The following is a 15,178-nucleotide window of genomic DNA, read 5'->3' as shown; positions in this document are numbered from 1 at the left end:
CGGCGACCGGTCGGCCGAGGCTGGGCCCGCGGCCGCGCCGCCGCGTCGTCCGGCGCCGGTTCCACGCGGGCCTGGCCGCGCGCGTTCGCGCCGGCCGCCGCCGGCAGCGCCGCGAGGATGCTCGCGCGCAGCGCCTCCGGCGCGCGGTGATAATCGGCCTGCCGCACGGCGCGCCCGAGCGCGACGATCCGCTCGCGTTCGCGGCGGCACGCGTCGCACCCTTCGACATGCCGCTGGACGCGCAACGCATCGGGCGCCGACAGCTCGCGGTCGACGTCCGCGTCCAGCAATGCGCGCGCTTCGTTACAGTCCATCGATCGCCTCCGATGCGGTTCCGCTTGCCGACGCACGTCCCGGCGCGGGTTCGGGTGCCGGCGCCTGCGTGCCGGCCAGCAGCGCGGCGAGCCGACGCCGGCCGCGCGCGAGTCGCGACATCACGGTGCCGACCGGTACGTCGGCGATCGCCGCGATCTCGCGATAGCTCAGATCCTCCATCTCGCGCAGCACCAGCACCTCGCGGTATTCGGGCGGCAGCTTCGCGAGCGCCGCGTTCACCAGCCGCACGTTCTCGCCGCGCAACAGGTGCGTGAGCGGATCCTCCGTCGCCGGCTGCCAGTCGTCCGGCACCTCCGTGTCGTCGAGCGTGTCGGGCAGCGCGACCTCGTGCGCGTGGGCGCGGCGGCGCCACTCGGTGTACCAGGTGTGGCGCACGATCGTCAGCAGCCACGGCCGCGCGTTGTCGCCGCGGCACGAGTCGACGAAGCGCAGCGCGCGCATGCACGCGTCCTGGACGACATCGTCCGCGTCGCCCGCATTGCCGCTCAGCCAGCGCGCGAGGTTGTACGCGGCGTCGAGATGCGGCAGCACGAGCACGCGAAACCGTTCGCCGCGCGCGACCGCGTCGTCCTCCGCCCGTTCGTCGACCGCCTGTCCGGCTTGCCCCACATGACCTCCCTGGTCCCGGCGGCCGAAGCCGCGCCCGTTCCGCGTCCGGTGCCCGGACAGACCGGCAGCGGGCGCTCTCGATGACCTTACCGCCGCTGCGTCGAGTTTATTCCCGCACGAAGCCGATGATGCGCAAAAAAATGCCGGAAACCGCCGCGCCCGTTACGGCGTGCTGTTCCAGTAGCCGGGGCGCGCATACGCTTCGCGCAGGTAGTCGATGAAGTAGCGCACGCGCGCGGGCACGTAGCGCTGCTGCGGATAGACCGCGAGGATGTCGTAGTCCGGCAGCGCGAATTCGTCGAGCACGGTTTCGAGTTCGCCCGTTTCGAGCTGCGCGGCGATTTCCCAGGTCGAGCGCCAGCCGAGCCCCAGGCTTTCCGCGACCCAGCGATGCAGCAGCTCGCCGTCGTTGCAGTCGAGATTGCCGGCCACCCGCATCGTCACGATCTTGCCGTGGCGCTGGAAATACCAGCCGCGGTTCTGGCCGCCCTGCAGGTTGAACGCGAGACAGTTGTGCTTCAGCAGGTCGTCGAGCGACTTCGGCCGGCCGTGCTTGCGGAAATACGCGGGCGTGCCGCACACGACGCGCCGGTTCGACGCGAGCTTCACCGCGACGAAGTTCGGATCGACCGAGCCGCCGATCCGGATCGACAGGTCGTAGCCTTCGCGCACGAGATCCACGACGCGGTCGGTCAGGTTGAACGACAGCTGCATTTCCGGCTTGTCGACGAGGAAACCGGGTGCGTGCGGCGCGACGTGCTTGCGGCCGAACGCGGCCGGCGCGGACACGATCAGGTGCCCGCTGACCGCGCGCCGCCCGGCGGCCAGCTCGTTCTCGGCCTGGTCCCATTCGGACAGCAGCCCGCGGCAGCGCTCGAGGAACGCGGCGCCCTCCTCGCTGACCACCAGCCGCCGCGTCGAGCGGTACATCAGCTTCACGCCGAGGCGCTTCTCGAGCGCGTCGATGCGCCGCCCGAGCACCACCGGCGACACGCCCTCCTCGAGCGCGGCCGCCGCGAGGCTGCCCGCGTCCGCGACCCGCACGAACGTCTCGATCTGCTTGAAACGATCCATTTCCCGTCTCCGTCCCGGCTCCGACACCGGCGGGAAGCCCCGTCCGGCCGTCATTCCATACTTTTAGTTTCGAAATAAGCGACTTCAGCTGATCTTATCAAACCTTTCTTGCGTCCCTAAAGTGTTCCCAACAGACCGATTCGCAAGATCCAACTATCCAAGGAGACATTCATGGCCAAGATGAGAGCCGTCGACGCAGCCGTACTCGTGCTCGAGAAGGAAGGCATCCAGACCGCGTTCGGCGTGCCGGGCGCAGCAATCAACCCGTTCTATTCCGCGATGCGCAAGTCGGGCGGCATCAGCCACGTGCTGGCGCGCCACGTCGAAGGCGCGTCGCACATGGCCGAAGGCTTCACGCGTGCCGCACCGGGCAACATCGGCGTGTGCATCGGCACGTCGGGCCCCGCCGGCACCGACATGATCACCGGCCTCTACTCGGCATCGGCCGACTCGATTCCGATCCTCGCGATCACGGGCCAGGCACCGCGTGCGCGCCTGTACAAGGAAGACTTCCAGGCCGTCGACATCGAGTCTATCGCCAAGCCCGTCACCAAGTGGGCCGTCACCGTGCGCGAGCCGGCGCTCGTGCCGCGCGTGTTCCAGCAGGCGTTCCACCTGATGCGCTCGGGCCGTCCGGGCCCGGTGCTGGTCGACCTGCCGATCGACGTGCAGCTCGCCGAAATCGAGTTCGACATCGACACGTACGAACCGCTGCCGGTCTACAAGCCCGCGGCGACCCGCGCGCAGATCGAGAAGGCGCTCGCGATGCTCAACGACGCGGACAAGCCGCTGATCGTGTCGGGCGGCGGCGTGCTCAACGCAGCGGCCGAAGACCTGCTCGTGCAATTCGCCGAAACGATCGGCGTGCCGGTGATCCCGACGCTGATGTCGTGGGGCGCGATTCCGGACGACCACCCGCTGATGGCCGGCATGGTCGGCCTGCAGACGTCGCATCGCTACGGCAACGCGACGATGCTCGCGTCCGACTTCGTGCTCGGCATCGGCAACCGCTGGGCGAACCGCCACACGGGCAGCGTCGAGGTCTACACGAAGGGCCGCAAGTTCGTGCACGTCGACATCGAACCGACGCAGATCGGCCGCGTGTTCGGCCCGGATCTCGGCATCGTGTCCGACGCGAAGGCCGCACTCGAGCTGTTCGTTGCGGTCGCGCAGGAATGGAAGGCCGCCGGCAAGCTGAAGGACCGCAGCGCGTGGGTGTCCGAGTGCCAGGAACGCAAGCGCACGCTGCAGCGCAAGACCCATTTCGACAACGTGCCGGTCAAGCCGCAGCGCGTGTACGAAGAGATGAACAAGGTGTTCGGCCGCGATACCTGCTACGTCAGCACGATCGGCCTGTCGCAGATCGCCGCCGCGCAGTTCCTGCACGTGTTCAAGGCACGCAACTGGATCAACTGCGGCCAGGCCGGCCCGCTCGGCTGGACGATCCCCGCCGCGCTCGGCGTGCGTGCGGCCGACCCGCGCCGTCCGATCGTCGCGCTGTCCGGCGACTACGACTTCCAGTTCATGATCGAGGAACTGGCCGCCGGCGCGCAATTCAAGCTGCCGTACGTGCACGTCGTCGTGAACAACTCGTACCTCGGCCTGATCCGCCAGGCCCAGCGCGCGTTCGACATGGACTACTGCGTGCAGCTCGCGTTCGACAACGTCAACGCACCGGAGCTGAACGGCTATGGCGTCGATCACGTGGCGGTGGCCGAAGGCCTCGGCTGCAAGGCGCTGCGCGTGTTCAAGCCGGAAGAGATCGAGCCGGCGCTGCGCCAGGCGCAAACGCTCGCGGAAGAATACAGCGTGCCGGTCGTCGTCGAAGTGATCCTCGAGCGCGTGACGAACATCTCGATGGGCACCGAAATCGACGCGATCAACGAATTCGAGGAACTCGCCGAGAAGGCCGAGCACGCGCCGACCGCGATCTCGATGCTCGACTGATCCGCACGCCATTTTTTGACTGACCGACCGAAGAGGCTTAGCTCATGCCGAAGTTTGCTGCAAACCTGACCATGCTGTTCAACGAAGTGCCGTTCCTCGACCGCTTCAAGGCGGCCGCGGACGCGGGCTTCGACGCCGTCGAGTTCCTGTTCCCGTACCCGTACGCGAAAGAGGAACTCGCCGAGCGGCTCGAGACGCACCGCCTGCGCCTCGTGCTGCACAACCTGCCGGCCGGCAACTGGGACCAGGGCGAGCGCGGCATCGCGTGCCTGCCCGATCGTGTCGGCGAGTTCCAGGAAGGTGTCGGCCGTGCGATCGAGTACGCGAAGGCGCTCAAGGTGCCGCAACTGAACTGCCTCGTCGGCATCCCGTCGGCGAGCACCGCGCGCGACAAGACCTTCGTCACGATCGTCGACAACCTGCGCTTCGCCGCCGATGCGCTGAAGCGCGAAGGCATCCGCCTGCTGGTCGAGCCGTGCAACGGCTTCGACATCCCGGGCTTCGCGCTGAACCGCTCGTCCGAAGGGCTCGACGTGATCCGCGCGGTCGGCTCGGACAACCTGTTCCTGCAGTACGACATCTATCACATGCAGCGCATGGAAGGCGAACTGGCCGCGACGATCGAACGCAACCTCGCCTCGATCGGCCACGTCCAGCTCGCGGACAATCCGGGCCGCAACGAGCCGGGCACGGGCGAGATCAACTACGCGTTCCTGTTCGCGCTGCTCGACCGGCTCGGCTATGCCGGCTACGTCGGCTGCGAATACAAGCCCCGCACCACCACGACGGAAGGGCTCGGCTGGCTGCAAAGCATCGCCGGCTGCGCACCGGGCTCGGCGCGTCGCGCCGCCTGAGATCCGCTCTTCCCTTTCGCCCCTATAGGAGACTTTCACATGGCAACCATCGGTTTCATCGGCCTCGGCATCATGGGCGCGCACATGGCGCGCAACCTGCTCAAGGGCGATCATCAGCTCGTCGTGAACGGTGCGTTCCCGATTCCCGACGACCTGCGCGCGAGCGCGAAGGTCGTCGCGAACTCGACCGAAGTCGCGCAGAACGCCGACATCATCATCTCGATGGTGCCGGACACGCCCGACGTGCGTAACGTGCTGTTCGCCGACGACGGCGTCGCGAAGGGCCTGAGCGCCGGCAAGCTCGTGATCGACATGAGCTCGATCTCGCCGCTCGACACGCAGGAGTTCGCAAAGCAGATCAATGCGCTCGGCTGCGACTACCTCGACGCGCCGGTGTCCGGCGGCGAAGTCGGCGCGCGCGAAGCGACGCTGACGATCATGGTCGGCGGCCCGGAGAAGGCGTTCGAACGCGCGAAGCCGCTGTTCGAGAAGATGGGCAAGAACATCACGCTCGTCGGCGAAAACGGCGCGGGCCAGACCTGCAAGGTCGCGAACCAGATCATCGTCGCGCTGAACATCGAGGCGGTCGGCGAAGCGCTGCTGTTCGCCGCACGCTCGGGCGCCGATCCGGAGCGCGTGCGCCAGGCACTGATGGGCGGCTTCGCCGCCTCGCGCATCCTCGAAGTGCACGGCGCGCGCATGACCAAGCGGACGTTCGATCCCGGCTTTCGCATCGAGCTGCACCAGAAGGACCTGAACCTCGCGCTCGACGGCGCGCGCAAGCTCGGCCTCGCGCTGCCGCACACGGCGAGCGCGCAGCAGCTGTTCAGCGTGTGCGCCTCGCACGGCGGCAAGGCATGGGATCACTCGGCACTCGTGCGTGCGCTCGAGATCATGTCGAACTTCGAGATCGGCCAGACGCCGGCCGCGTAACGCGGACGCAACGACGCGCGTTTCGCTGCCACGGCGGAACGCGCGCGACGAATACACGCGATCCGGTCACGGCCGGTCGCATCGATGCGCGACGATGCGCGCATCACGGTGGGGCGCCCCGCCGCGTATCGCCGAAACGCGTGCGCGACGGGGCGAAAAACGCCGCTCTGGGCTGAGAGCGGCGTGGTGGGGTCCGCAGCGGCACCCGGCGGCGCCGGGGAAGCCTTGGTCGGTCAGACGTCGTCGTCGGGTGTCCGCCTGTCGGATTTCGCGTATTACATTTCTTTACGTTCACGCGTGCGATTTTTCATGCAATCGTCGCGTTGAACGCCTACACTTTCGCCACGCCTTTCGAGAAAACCGCCGCGCTTGGCGCTCGCTCCGGTGAGCGCGCCCAGCGCGGTGTTTTTTTCGCCACTTCACGGCGCGTTTTCTTTTCAACCACCTAGGGAGTGCAGCGATGGGTCTTCTTTCGTTTATCAAAGAGGCGGGTGAAAAACTGCTGGGTCACGCCGATGCGCAAGCAGCGGAAGATCCGAATGCCGCGAACCAGACCGCGGCCGACGCGATCAAGAACTACATCAGCACGCAAGGTCTCGACACGTCGAACCTGAGCGTCGCGTTCGACGGCGCGTCGCGCACCGTCACGCTGTCGGGCAGCGTCGCCGATCTCGACACGAAGGCGAAGGTCAAGGTCGCGGCCGGCAACGTGCAAGGCGTCGCGGGCGTCAACGACGACGACCTGCAGCCGGACGATCAGGAAGTTCAGTACCACGACGTGAAGCCGGGCGACACGCTGTCGGCGATCGCCAAGGAAGTGTACGGCGACGCGAACAAGTACCCGGCGATCTTCGAGGCGAACAAGCCGATGCTGTCGAGCCCGGACCGGATCTATCCGGGCCAGAAGCTCGTGATTCCGCCGCAGTCCTGAGCATTCGCGCGGCACTGACGCAAAAAAGGCAGGCCAATGGCCTGCCAGGACTGCTGACGAACCCCACGTTTTTCGGAGCGTGGGGTTTCGTCTTTTTGGCATCAGGGTTGCAGGCTCGCCGCGGGCGAGCAGTCGAATCTGCTGCGCAAACCGTTCACGAGGCGCTGTTTTTTCATCCACGCCGCGCGCCGCCCGATCGGCGGCCAGCGGTCACAGCGTGTCGAATGCGCGTTGCAGCGCGTCGCGCTCGTGAATCCCGTTCGCGAGCGCGAGCATTAGGAGCACGCGTGCCTTGAACGGGCTCAGCGACCCGGCGCTCACGAAACCGAGCGCGTCGTCGTTCGCGGCGCCGTTGCGCATCACGTGCCCCGAGCCGACGCGCGACGCACGCACCACGGCGACGCCCGCCTTCACCGCATCGGCGAGCGCCGCCTGCAGCGTCGCATGGATCGACCCGTTGCCGGTGCCCGCGACGACGAGGCCGCGCACGCCGGCCGCGACGAGCGCATCGACGGCCGTGCGCGTCACGCCCGCATAGCTCGCGACGACTTCGACCGGCGGCCACGCCGCGGCGATCGCCAGTCGCGCATCGCGCGAGCGCGTCACGCGGCGCGCGAATTCGACGCGGCTGTCCTGCACCCAGCCGAGCGCGCCCAGTTCCGGCGACTGGAACGCATCGACCGCGTAGGTGCTCGTCTTCACGACGTCGCGCGCGCCGTGGATCCGGTTGTTGAATGCGACGAGCACGCCCTGGCCGCGCGCGGCCGGGTGAGCGGCGACGGTCACCGCGTTCAGCAGGTTCAGCGGGCCGTCGGACGACAGCGCGGTGGCCGGCCGCATCGCGGCCGTCAGCACGACCGGCTTGTCGCCGGTCACGACCAGATGCAGCGCGTAGGCGGTTTCCTCGAGCGTGTCGGTGCCGTGGGTGATCACGATGCCGTCGATCGCCGGATCGGCCATCAGCGCGTCGATGCGCGCGGCGAGCGTATTCCACAGCGGCAGCGCGAGATCCTTGCTGTCGATGCTGGCGACCTGCTCGGCATCGATGCGTGCGACCGACGCGAGCGCCGGCACCGCGTCGAGCAGGAAATTGACGCCGAGCGCGCCGGCCTGATAGCCGGCCGTGCTGGCGGCGTCGGGCGCGGCGCCGGCGATCGTGCCGCCGGTGGCGAGTACGGCGATGCGCGGCAGGGCCGGCGCGGACGAAGGGGATGCGGGTTTCGGAGTATTCATGGCCGCGATTGTAATGGCTCGCGGCCGGCATCCGGTAGATACGGCCGCCGCCGGCCGCCGCGCATCATGGTTAGTCCCGATCGCCGCGGGACGCACGCCGTCAACGGCCACGTCGCCAGCCGCGTTATAGGAATGCCGTTTTGGTGTTTTCACATTGATTTGCCATAATCGGAGCGCGCGGCGTGATGTGGCCCTGTTCCCGTTGCGCCGGGCTTCGTGACGGCGTCGATATAAAACGCAATTCACCCCATGGGAGTGTCGAAATGAAAATCCAATCGCTCGTAGCCGCAGTGCTTCTCGGCGGCATGCTGGCTTCCCCCGCTTTCGCGGCGAACAGCCAGCAGGACAAGATGAAGGCCTGTAACACGCAGGCCGCCGGCAAGACGGGCGATGAACGCAAGGCGTTCATGAAGGACTGCCTGTCGGCCAAGCCCGCGAAGAAGATGTCGCAGCAGGAAAAGATGAAGGCGTGCAACACGCAGGCCGCCGACAAGAAGGGCGACGACCGCAAGGCGTTCATGAAGAGCTGCCTGAGCAGCCAGCCGGCCGCCTGAGTTCCGGCGCTCCCGCGCGAATGCCGCGCACCGCTTTGGCGGGCGCGGCATTTTTGTTTTCGTTGCACGCGCATCGACGCACGCGATGACGCCGAATGCGTCGCCGCGCCGGCCGGCGGCACCGTCGCTGCCGTCGTCGCGACCTGCTGCGCCGCCTGCCCGCCCCGCTTCCCCAGCACGCCGTACAAATGCCGCCACATGGTGCGGCAATTCGCCGCGATTTCTTCTATGATGGCTGCAACGCGGCCCACCCAAGTACAAGAAGCGCCATCGGGCCGCCCTCGAGACGGACGCGCACGCCGCGTCAAACGGAGGCATGGATGGCATGGAGACAACACCGCTGGTTCCGCCGCTGGCTGATCGTGATCGTGTTCTGGGCCGTGCCCGTCGCGATCGTCGCCGTGCGCGAGATCCGCGAGGAAATGGCGTACAACAAGGCCGACCTGCAACTCGCGCTGACCACCTGGCAGCTCACCGATGCGCAGCAGGCGGCCGGCGCCGCCACGAAGTGCCACGGCGATCCTGACGCGGCGCGCGCGGCCGGCTGCCCGGCCGACGTGCTGGCCGCCAACGCGGCACGCCAGCAGGCGGCCCGCGACGAATACGTCGTGCGCCGCAACACGCTCGCCGGCTATCTGTGGCACGCGTTCGTCGGCTACTGGGTCGTGCCGGCCGCGTTCCTGTTCGCGTGCGGGGTCGTGATCGCGCTGATCCGCCGCGCGTTGCGGCGCCCGCCGATCAAGCCGCCGACCCCGCCGGCGCCGCCCGTCACGCACTGACCTGCACCTGCCGGCCCCGCCGTTCCCGCCCGCCCCGGCCGTCGCGCGATGTAGCGACATATCGCCGTGCGCGCGCCGGTCCGTCCGTTAGTGCGCCGCGACACCGCAAACCGATTCGGCGCCTTTTCATGCGCGCACGAAATGGGGTTGTAATCCGTTGTGATATAACTGCCGACGTGATCCGCTCCGTGAGCGAGACTCACTCCGAACGTCATCCGATGGAGAAGAACGATGCAAAAACGGAACCTCGTGCTGAAAGCCGCCGCTGCGCTCGTCGTCGGCAGCCTTGCGCTCACCGGTTGCACCACTACCCCCGACAAGCCCGACAACGCCGCGACCAACGCGTCGAAGCGTCAGGCGATCGATTCGAGCGTCGACGCCACGCTGTCGCGCATGTATTCCACGGTCAAGGGTTCGCATGAACTCGTCGCGAAGTCGCGCGGCGTGCTCGTGTTCCCGGACGTGCTGCAGGCCGGCTTCATCGTCGGCGGCCAGTCGGGCAACGGCGCGCTGCGTGTCGGCGGCAGCACGGTCGGCTACTACAACACGTCGTCGCTGTCGGTCGGCCTGCAGGCCGGTGCGCAGTCGAAGGCGATCGTGTTCCTGTTCATGACGCAGGAAGCGCTCGACGAATTCCGCGGCTCGGACGGCTGGGCTGCCGGCGCCGGCGCATCGGTCGCGCTCGTGAAGATGGGGGCGAACGGCGCGGTCGACACGACCACGGCCACCGCGCCGGTCCAGGTCATCGTGCTGACCAACGCCGGCCTGATGGGCGACGTGTCGATCAACGGCACGAAGGTCACGAAGCTGAAGATCTGACGCCGCGGCGTCCTCGTCCGTGCGCACCGCGCGCGGGCGAAGTGCAAACGGCGATGTCCTTGCGGACATCGCCGTTCTTTTATCCGCACCCGCCGCGCGTCAGGTCGTCGAATCGATCACCTTGAAGCGCGAGCGCTTTTGCGCACGAATCAGCGACTGGTACACGTCGACGTACTGCTGCGCCATCCGCCGCGACGTGAAGCGCTCCTCGAAGCGCCGCCGCACGCGTGCGCGCGGCAGCAGGTGCAGCCGGTTCACGGCGGCCACCGCGCTGATCTCGTCCTCGACGATGAAGCCCGACACGCCCTCGTCCACCACCTCCGGCACCGCGCCGCGATTGAACGCGATCACCGGCGTGCCGCACGACATCGCCTCGATCATCACCAGCCCGAACGGCTCCGGCCAGTCGATCGGAAACAGCAGTGCATGCGCGCCCGACAGGAATTCTGCCTTCTCGTGGTCGGCGATCTCGCCGATGTATTCGACGTGCGGCAGTGCGAACAGCGGCTTGATCTCCCGCTCGAAGTACTCCTGGTCCGCCGCGTCGATCTTCGCGGCGATCCTGATCGGCAGCCCGCACTGGTGCGCGATGCGGATCGCGGTGTCGACCCGCTTCTCCGGCGAGATGCGGCCGAGGAACGCGAGATAGCGCGGCTCGACGGGTTGCGGCAGGTACAGCGTGTCGGGCAGCCCGTGGTACACGGTCGTCTGCCATTTCGCCTGCGGCAGCGGCTGGCGCTGCGAATTCGAGATCGAGATCACCGGCGCGGTGTTGAACGTGTCGAACACCGGCTGCTGCTCGGGCAGGTCGAGCCGGCCGTGCAGCGTCGTCACGAACGGCGTGTCCTGCCGGTTGAAGACCGAAAACGAGTAGTAGTCCATGTGGAAATGGAGCACGTCGAAGTCCTTCGCGCGGCGCGCGACCGTCTCCATCAGCAGCATGTGCGGTGCGACGCGGTCGCGGATCGACGCATCGAGCCGCAGCGCGCGCGGCCATACCGGTTCGAGCCTGGCCCGGGTCGTCGAATCGCCGCTGGCGAACAGCGTCACGTCATGGCCGAGGTCGACGAGCGCCTCGGTGATGTAGGACACGACGCGCTCCGTGCCGCCGTACAGCTTCGGCGGCACGGATTCGGTCAGCGGGGCGATCTGGGCAATTCTCATGGTCCACGTCTCCTGTGTCCTCGGTCGGCCGGCACGGGGGCTGGCGCACAATCCCCTCCGTGCAGCACACGGCCGGCATCGCGCCGGCCGGATATCTCATTATTATTCGCGATCCCGATGCCCGGAAGCACCGGGCTTTCATTTTATGGGTGTTGTTACAGACAGGATACATTCGCGCCGCGGGCCCGACGGCGGGCTGCCGGTGGCATGCCGCCGACGCGGCCGCGCGCGCACCGCTTTGCCCGTCAGCGCGACGGCCACTTCCACGGCGGCAGGTCGCGCGTGTCCGCATCGACGAGCACGGTCGCGCCGAGCTGCTTGTCGAGCACCAGCGACTCGCAGCCGGCCTCGCGTTCGAGCGTCGCGATGAGCCGCGCCGCATGCGACACGACCAGCACCTGCGAACGCTGCGCAGCCTGCGCGATCAGGCGGCCGAGCGCCGGCAGCAGATCGGGGTGGAGGCTCGTTTCCGGTTCGTTCAGCACCATCAGTGCGGGCGGCCGCGGCGTCAGCAGCGCGGCCGCGAGCAGCAGGTAGCGCAGCGTGCCGTCTGACAGCTCGGCCGCCGACAACGGCCGCAGCAGCCCCGGCTGGCGCATCAGCACGTCGAAGCGGCCGCGCCCGCCCGGATTGTCGATGTCGATCGATGCGCCGGGGAACGCGTCGTCGATCGCGGCATCGAGCGCGGCGGCATCCCCGATTTCGCGGATCGTCTGCAGCGCGGCGGCCAGGTCGGCGCCGTCGTCCGCCAGCACCGGCGTGTGGGTGCCGATCTGCGACTGCCGGGCCGGCGCCTGCGCATCGGTCCGGAAATGATCGTAGAAGCGCCACGAGCGGATCCGCTCGCGCACCGCGATCATCTCCGGCGCGCCGACCGGATCGGCGAACTCGGTCATCATGCTGTCGAAGCTCGCGACCGGCTGCGGCACCGTGTGCCAGTCGCCCGACCCGCTGCGCGCGCGAATCTGCGCGCCCTGGCGGTCGACCAGCAGCGTCGACGGCCGCAGCAGCGCGCCGCCCCAGATGCATTCGCGCTTCACGACCGGATCGAGACGAAACATCGACGCATCGTTCTTGACCGGCAGGCCGAGATCGATCGCGTAACCGAAATCGTCGCCGGCGAAACCGAGCTTGAGGCTCACCGGTCCGTTGCGCACCGTGCCGGTCACCGGCGTGTCGCCGCTCAGCATCGCGCGCGAAAAGCGCTCGGGGCCGGCCCACAGCGTCGACGGCAGCCCGCCTTCGCGCGCGAGCGACGGAATCACGCGGCCCTGCGCGGTGTCGGCAAGCAGCCGCAGCGCGCGGTACACGCTCGACTTGCCGCTGCCGTTCGGCCCGGTGACGACGGTGAGCGCCGCGAGCGGCACGATCAGCTCGCGCAGCGAGCGGTAGTTGGCGATGGCAAGCGTCTTCAGCGCGGTCATGGAGGGGATGGCAGCAGGTACCGGCGCGCGTTCAGCGGCCTTCGGCGGCCTTCGGATCGGCCGCGGTGTTGGCCGCCGTGCTGGCGGCGGGCGGCCGCGCGTGCGGCCGTTCGGGGCTCGGCTCGCCCGGCGCCGAATCGTGCGGATACAGTTCCATCCGGCTGCGCGGCAGGCATTGCGGGAAACGCGCCTGCAGGTACGCGATCAAGCCCTCGCGCACGCGGCAACGCAGATCCCAGCACGCCGACGAGTCGGCCGCGCTGACGAGCGCGCGCAACTGCATCGTGCGCTCGGTGGCATCGGTCACCTGCAGCACCTGCACGCGGCCGTCCCACTCGGGCGCCGCATGGACGAGCCGCGCGAGTTCCTCGCGCAGCGGCGCGAGCGGCGTGCGGTAGTCGACCGACAGGTAGACCGTGCCGATGATCTCCGAGCTGTGGCGCGTCCAGTTCGTGAACGGGTTTTCGATGATCCACTGCAACGGGACGACCAGCCTGCGCTGGTCCCACAGCCGCACCGACACGAACGAGCCGGTGATTTCCTCGATGCGGCCCCACTCGCCCTGGATCACGACGACGTCGTCGAGCCGGATCGGCTGCGTGAGCGCGATCTGCAGCCCGGCGATCAGGTTGCCGAGCACCGGCCGCGCGGCGATACCGGCGACGAGGCCGGCGACGCCGGCCGACGCCAGCAGGCTCGCGCCGACCTGGCGCACGTTCGGGAACGTCATCAGCGCGGCGCCCGTGCCGATGATCACGATCAGCACCATGACGGTCCGCACGAGCACCTTGGCCTGCGTGTGGACGCGCCGCGCGTGGAGGTTGTCGGCCGCATCCATCGGATGGGCCTGGATGATCGCGTCGCCGACGCCGGCCGCGAGCCGCACCAGCAGCCAGGTCAGCGATACGATGGAGCCGACCGCGGCCGCGGCGCGCATCCCGCCCACGAACGACATGCCTTCGTCCGTCTGGATCCACAGGAATTCGAGCGCAAGCAGCGCGAGCGTGACGAGCGAAGGTTTGTCGATGTAGCGCAGGATCACGCTCATCAGCGGATACGGCTGCGCGATGCGCTTGACGATGCGTGCGCCGAGACGGTGCACGATCACGACGACCAGCACGACCATGACCGACACGATCAGCGTGCCGGACCACGAATGCAACGGCGCATCGGCGATGCGCTGCAGTTCCTCGATTGAAATCATCGGCGCCCGGGATGCTTCGGTTATGAGGCGCGGCGGCCTCGTCCTGGATGCGTCGGCGACGTCCGGGCAGCGCGCGCCCGGACCCGGTGTCAGATCAACTGCCGCCCTTGCACGGGAATGCCTTGCCGAGACCGAGCGACACCGCGGTGCTCGCGTTGTAGTCGGCCAGCTTCGGGTTCTCCGCGATGTACTTGCGCACCGCGTCGGTCATCTGCTGCGCCCGGATGTCGGGTGGCAGGCAGAAATACTGCCCGACGCGCGGCCCGGTGGTGCCGCCGATCGCGTCGATCGTGTTGTAGACGCCATCGGCAGCGCCTTCGATGTAGGCCGCGCACGACGCCCGCGACTTGACGTCCGTCTTCGCGCACAGCCGGTCGAGATCCGCGCCCGTGAAAGCCGCCGCCGACAACGGCACGGCAAACGCCGCGGCACAAAACATAGCCCGCAACATGGTGTTCCTTATGTCAATGCGGCCTCGGGCCGCTTGCTGCGCTGACCGGCGCGGCGGCCGGACGCCCGCTGCCGGCCGGATTCCAGCCGGCCGGGCGCTGCGCCACCACGCCGAAACCGTCATTTTGCACTCTTTTGCGCATCTGCCGGCGCCGATGCACCGACGCGCACCGTCCGCTTGCTCAGGATGTCGATCGCATCCGGCGCCTTGTAGTGCTGCGCGAACTCGAGCGCGGTGATGCCGAGCTGGTTCTTCACCTGCGGATCGGCACCCTGGTCGAGCAGCAGGTTGACCGTCGACGCGTGGTTGCCGCGCGCGGCCATCATCAGCGGCGTCGTGCCGTTCGGCGACGCGGTGTCGATATACGCGTCATGGTCGAGCAGGACCTTGACGACCTCGTCCTGGCCGTTGGTGGCCGCGTAGTGCAGCGGCGCCCAGCCCTTCTTGCTGACTTCCGCGCCCTTGTCGATCAGCAGCTTGACGAGCCCGACGTCGCCGTTCAGCGACGCGAGCATCAGCGCGTTCTCGCCGGCCTTGTCTTCCTTCTCGAGGTCGATGTTCGGCGTCGTGGCGAGCGCCGCGGCGACCTTGTCGGACTTCTCGCGCGCGGCGATCACGATCAGCGGGTCGCCGTTCGGCGCGATCGTGTTCGGATCGAGCTTGCCGCTCTTGAGCTGCTTGCCGATGTCGGCGATGTCGTCGAACTTGACCGCCTTGACGACCGCGTCGAGCGACTCGGCATGCGCGCCGGCGGCGGCAAACAGGCCGCTCGCGACGAGCGCGGCGGCGACGAGGGCGCGCTTGGGCAGGTATGTGGTCGGCTTCGTCATTGTTGTGGGCTCCTTCCCTGGGTTGTCGGCTGGGCG

General features: G+C 68.2%; 16 protein-coding genes. 7 read left to right on the top strand and 9 right to left on the bottom strand.

The window, feature by feature from the left end; genetic code table 11:
* The 3 genes from DIE16_RS12855 to DIE16_RS12845 form a co-directional block, all read right to left on the bottom strand.
* Positions 1 to 314, bottom strand: a 314-nt coding sequence (locus DIE16_RS12855; protein ID WP_148095392.1) for a zf-HC2 domain-containing protein, incomplete at its 3' end; no start/stop codon positions are given.
* Positions 304 to 945 (bottom strand): RNA polymerase sigma factor, encoded by a 642-nt coding sequence (locus tag DIE16_RS12850; RefSeq protein WP_044843634.1) that lies wholly within the window; start codon positions 943 to 945, stop codon positions 304 to 306. The genes DIE16_RS12850 and DIE16_RS12855, both read right to left, overlap by 11 nt.
* A gap of 162 nt (positions 946 to 1,107) precedes the next feature.
* Entirely contained in the window at positions 1,108 to 2,019 is a 912-nt protein-coding gene (locus DIE16_RS12845; RefSeq protein WP_044843635.1) for a LysR family transcriptional regulator, read from the bottom strand.
* A 171-nt stretch (positions 2,020 to 2,190) separates the two neighbouring features.
* On the opposite strand from DIE16_RS12845, the gene gcl reads away from it, so the two are divergent.
* From gcl to lysM, 4 genes are all read left to right on the top strand, one after another.
* A complete protein-coding gene (gcl, locus tag DIE16_RS12840) occupies positions 2,191 to 3,966 on the top strand; it encodes a glyoxylate carboligase (protein ID WP_124892365.1) in 1,776 nt (591 codons plus the stop codon).
* Positions 3,967 to 4,010: 44 nt separating this feature from the next.
* Positions 4,011 to 4,820 carry a hydroxypyruvate isomerase gene (gene hyi, locus DIE16_RS12835; protein WP_124486268.1) on the top strand — a complete coding sequence of 270 codons (810 nt, stop codon included), beginning with the start codon at positions 4,011 to 4,013 and terminating at the stop codon, positions 4,818 to 4,820.
* Positions 4,821 to 4,859: 39 nt separating this feature from the next.
* The gene (locus DIE16_RS12830; RefSeq protein ID WP_124892364.1) at positions 4,860 to 5,753 is read left to right on the top strand and encodes a 2-hydroxy-3-oxopropionate reductase; all 894 of its coding nucleotides are present in this window, start codon (positions 4,860 to 4,862) and stop codon (positions 5,751 to 5,753) included.
* Positions 5,754 to 6,213: 460 nt separating this feature from the next.
* Positions 6,214 to 6,684 carry a peptidoglycan-binding protein LysM gene (gene lysM / locus DIE16_RS12825; protein WP_124570146.1) on the top strand — a complete coding sequence of 157 codons (471 nt, stop codon included), beginning with the start codon at positions 6,214 to 6,216 and terminating at the stop codon, positions 6,682 to 6,684.
* A gap of 210 nt (positions 6,685 to 6,894) precedes the next feature.
* On the opposite strand, the gene DIE16_RS12820 is transcribed toward lysM, so the two are convergent.
* Positions 6,895 to 7,917 (bottom strand): asparaginase, encoded by a 1,023-nt coding sequence (locus tag DIE16_RS12820; RefSeq protein ID WP_124892363.1) that lies wholly within the window; start codon positions 7,915 to 7,917, stop codon positions 6,895 to 6,897.
* A gap of 263 nt (positions 7,918 to 8,180) precedes the next feature.
* Between DIE16_RS12820 and DIE16_RS12815 the strand changes: the two genes are divergently transcribed.
* The 3 genes from DIE16_RS12815 (at position 8,181) to DIE16_RS12805 (ending at position 10,069) form a co-directional block, all read left to right on the top strand.
* Complete coding sequence (locus DIE16_RS12815; RefSeq protein WP_044843641.1) at positions 8,181 to 8,471, top strand: PsiF family protein; 291 nt, start codon at positions 8,181 to 8,183, stop codon at positions 8,469 to 8,471.
* Between the two features lie 320 nt (positions 8,472 to 8,791).
* The gene (locus tag DIE16_RS12810; RefSeq protein WP_044843642.1) at positions 8,792 to 9,250 is read left to right on the top strand and encodes a membrane protein; all 459 of its coding nucleotides are present in this window, start codon (positions 8,792 to 8,794) and stop codon (positions 9,248 to 9,250) included.
* Between the two features lie 231 nt (positions 9,251 to 9,481).
* Positions 9,482 to 10,069, top strand: a complete 588-nt coding sequence (locus tag DIE16_RS12805; protein ID WP_124892362.1) for a YSC84-related protein — start codon at positions 9,482 to 9,484, stop codon at positions 10,067 to 10,069.
* A gap of 99 nt (positions 10,070 to 10,168) precedes the next feature.
* On the opposite strand, the gene DIE16_RS12800 is transcribed toward DIE16_RS12805, so the two are convergent.
* The 5 genes from DIE16_RS12800 to DIE16_RS12780 all read right to left on the bottom strand — a co-directional run bounded on the left by DIE16_RS12800 (position 10,169) and on the right by DIE16_RS12780 (position 15,142).
* A complete protein-coding gene (locus tag DIE16_RS12800) occupies positions 10,169 to 11,233 on the bottom strand; it encodes a glycosyltransferase family 4 protein (protein ID WP_044843644.1) in 1,065 nt (354 codons plus the stop codon).
* Positions 11,234 to 11,478: 245 nt separating this feature from the next.
* Positions 11,479 to 12,657, bottom strand: coding sequence for an AAA family ATPase (locus tag DIE16_RS12795; protein WP_124520193.1), 1,179 nt, complete (start codon positions 12,655 to 12,657; stop codon positions 11,479 to 11,481).
* Between the two features lie 31 nt (positions 12,658 to 12,688).
* The gene (locus tag DIE16_RS12790) at positions 12,689 to 13,861 is read right to left on the bottom strand and encodes a mechanosensitive ion channel family protein (protein ID WP_124486264.1); all 1,173 of its coding nucleotides are present in this window, start codon (positions 13,859 to 13,861) and stop codon (positions 12,689 to 12,691) included.
* A 94-nt stretch (positions 13,862 to 13,955) separates the two neighbouring features.
* Positions 13,956 to 14,312: a Rap1a/Tai family immunity protein gene (locus tag DIE16_RS12785; RefSeq protein ID WP_044843647.1), complete on the bottom strand. Its 357-nt coding sequence runs from the start codon at positions 14,310 to 14,312 to the stop codon at positions 13,956 to 13,958.
* A 119-nt stretch (positions 14,313 to 14,431) separates the two neighbouring features.
* A complete protein-coding gene (locus DIE16_RS12780) occupies positions 14,432 to 15,142 on the bottom strand; it encodes an ankyrin repeat domain-containing protein (RefSeq protein WP_124486263.1) in 711 nt (236 codons plus the stop codon).
* Between the last annotated feature and the right edge of the window lie 36 nt (positions 15,143 to 15,178).

Origin of the sequence: Burkholderia sp. Bp9090 (genome assembly GCF_003857985.1) — a bacterium.
GTDB lineage: Bacteria > Pseudomonadota > Gammaproteobacteria > Burkholderiales > Burkholderiaceae > Burkholderia.
The sequence above is the reverse complement of the archived record's forward strand: the minus strand, read 5'-3'. Positions and strand labels throughout refer to the sequence as shown.

Bases quoted from the DNA above. Each gene is read 5' to 3' on its own strand.
- DIE16_RS12785 (WP_044843647.1), bottom strand. From the start codon at position 14,312: ATGTTGCGGGCTATGTTTTGTGCCGCGGCGTTTGCCGTGCCGTTGTCG.
- DIE16_RS12810 (WP_044843642.1), top strand. From the start codon at position 8,792: ATGGCATGGAGACAACACCGCTGGTTCCGCCGCTGGCTGATCGTGATC.
- DIE16_RS12815 (WP_044843641.1), top strand. From the start codon at position 8,181: ATGAAAATCCAATCGCTCGTAGCCGCAGTGCTTCTCGGCGGCATGCTG.
- DIE16_RS12795 (WP_124520193.1), bottom strand. From the start codon at position 12,657: ATGACCGCGCTGAAGACGCTTGCCATCGCCAACTACCGCTCGCTGCGC.
- hyi (WP_124486268.1), top strand. From the start codon at position 4,011: ATGCCGAAGTTTGCTGCAAACCTGACCATGCTGTTCAACGAAGTGCCG.
- DIE16_RS12800 (WP_044843644.1), bottom strand. From the start codon at position 11,233: ATGAGAATTGCCCAGATCGCCCCGCTGACCGAATCCGTGCCGCCGAAG.
- DIE16_RS12820 (WP_124892363.1), bottom strand. From the start codon at position 7,917: ATGAATACTCCGAAACCCGCATCCCCTTCGTCCGCGCCGGCCCTGCCG.
- DIE16_RS12780 (WP_124486263.1), bottom strand. From the start codon at position 15,142: ATGACGAAGCCGACCACATACCTGCCCAAGCGCGCCCTCGTCGCCGCC.
- DIE16_RS12805 (WP_124892362.1), top strand. From the start codon at position 9,482: ATGCAAAAACGGAACCTCGTGCTGAAAGCCGCCGCTGCGCTCGTCGTC.
- DIE16_RS12790 (WP_124486264.1), bottom strand. From the start codon at position 13,861: ATGATTTCAATCGAGGAACTGCAGCGCATCGCCGATGCGCCGTTGCAT.
- DIE16_RS12845 (WP_044843635.1), bottom strand. From the start codon at position 2,019: ATGGATCGTTTCAAGCAGATCGAGACGTTCGTGCGGGTCGCGGACGCG.
- DIE16_RS12830 (WP_124892364.1), top strand. From the start codon at position 4,860: ATGGCAACCATCGGTTTCATCGGCCTCGGCATCATGGGCGCGCACATG.
- lysM (WP_124570146.1), top strand. From the start codon at position 6,214: ATGGGTCTTCTTTCGTTTATCAAAGAGGCGGGTGAAAAACTGCTGGGT.
- gcl (WP_124892365.1), top strand. From the start codon at position 2,191: ATGGCCAAGATGAGAGCCGTCGACGCAGCCGTACTCGTGCTCGAGAAG.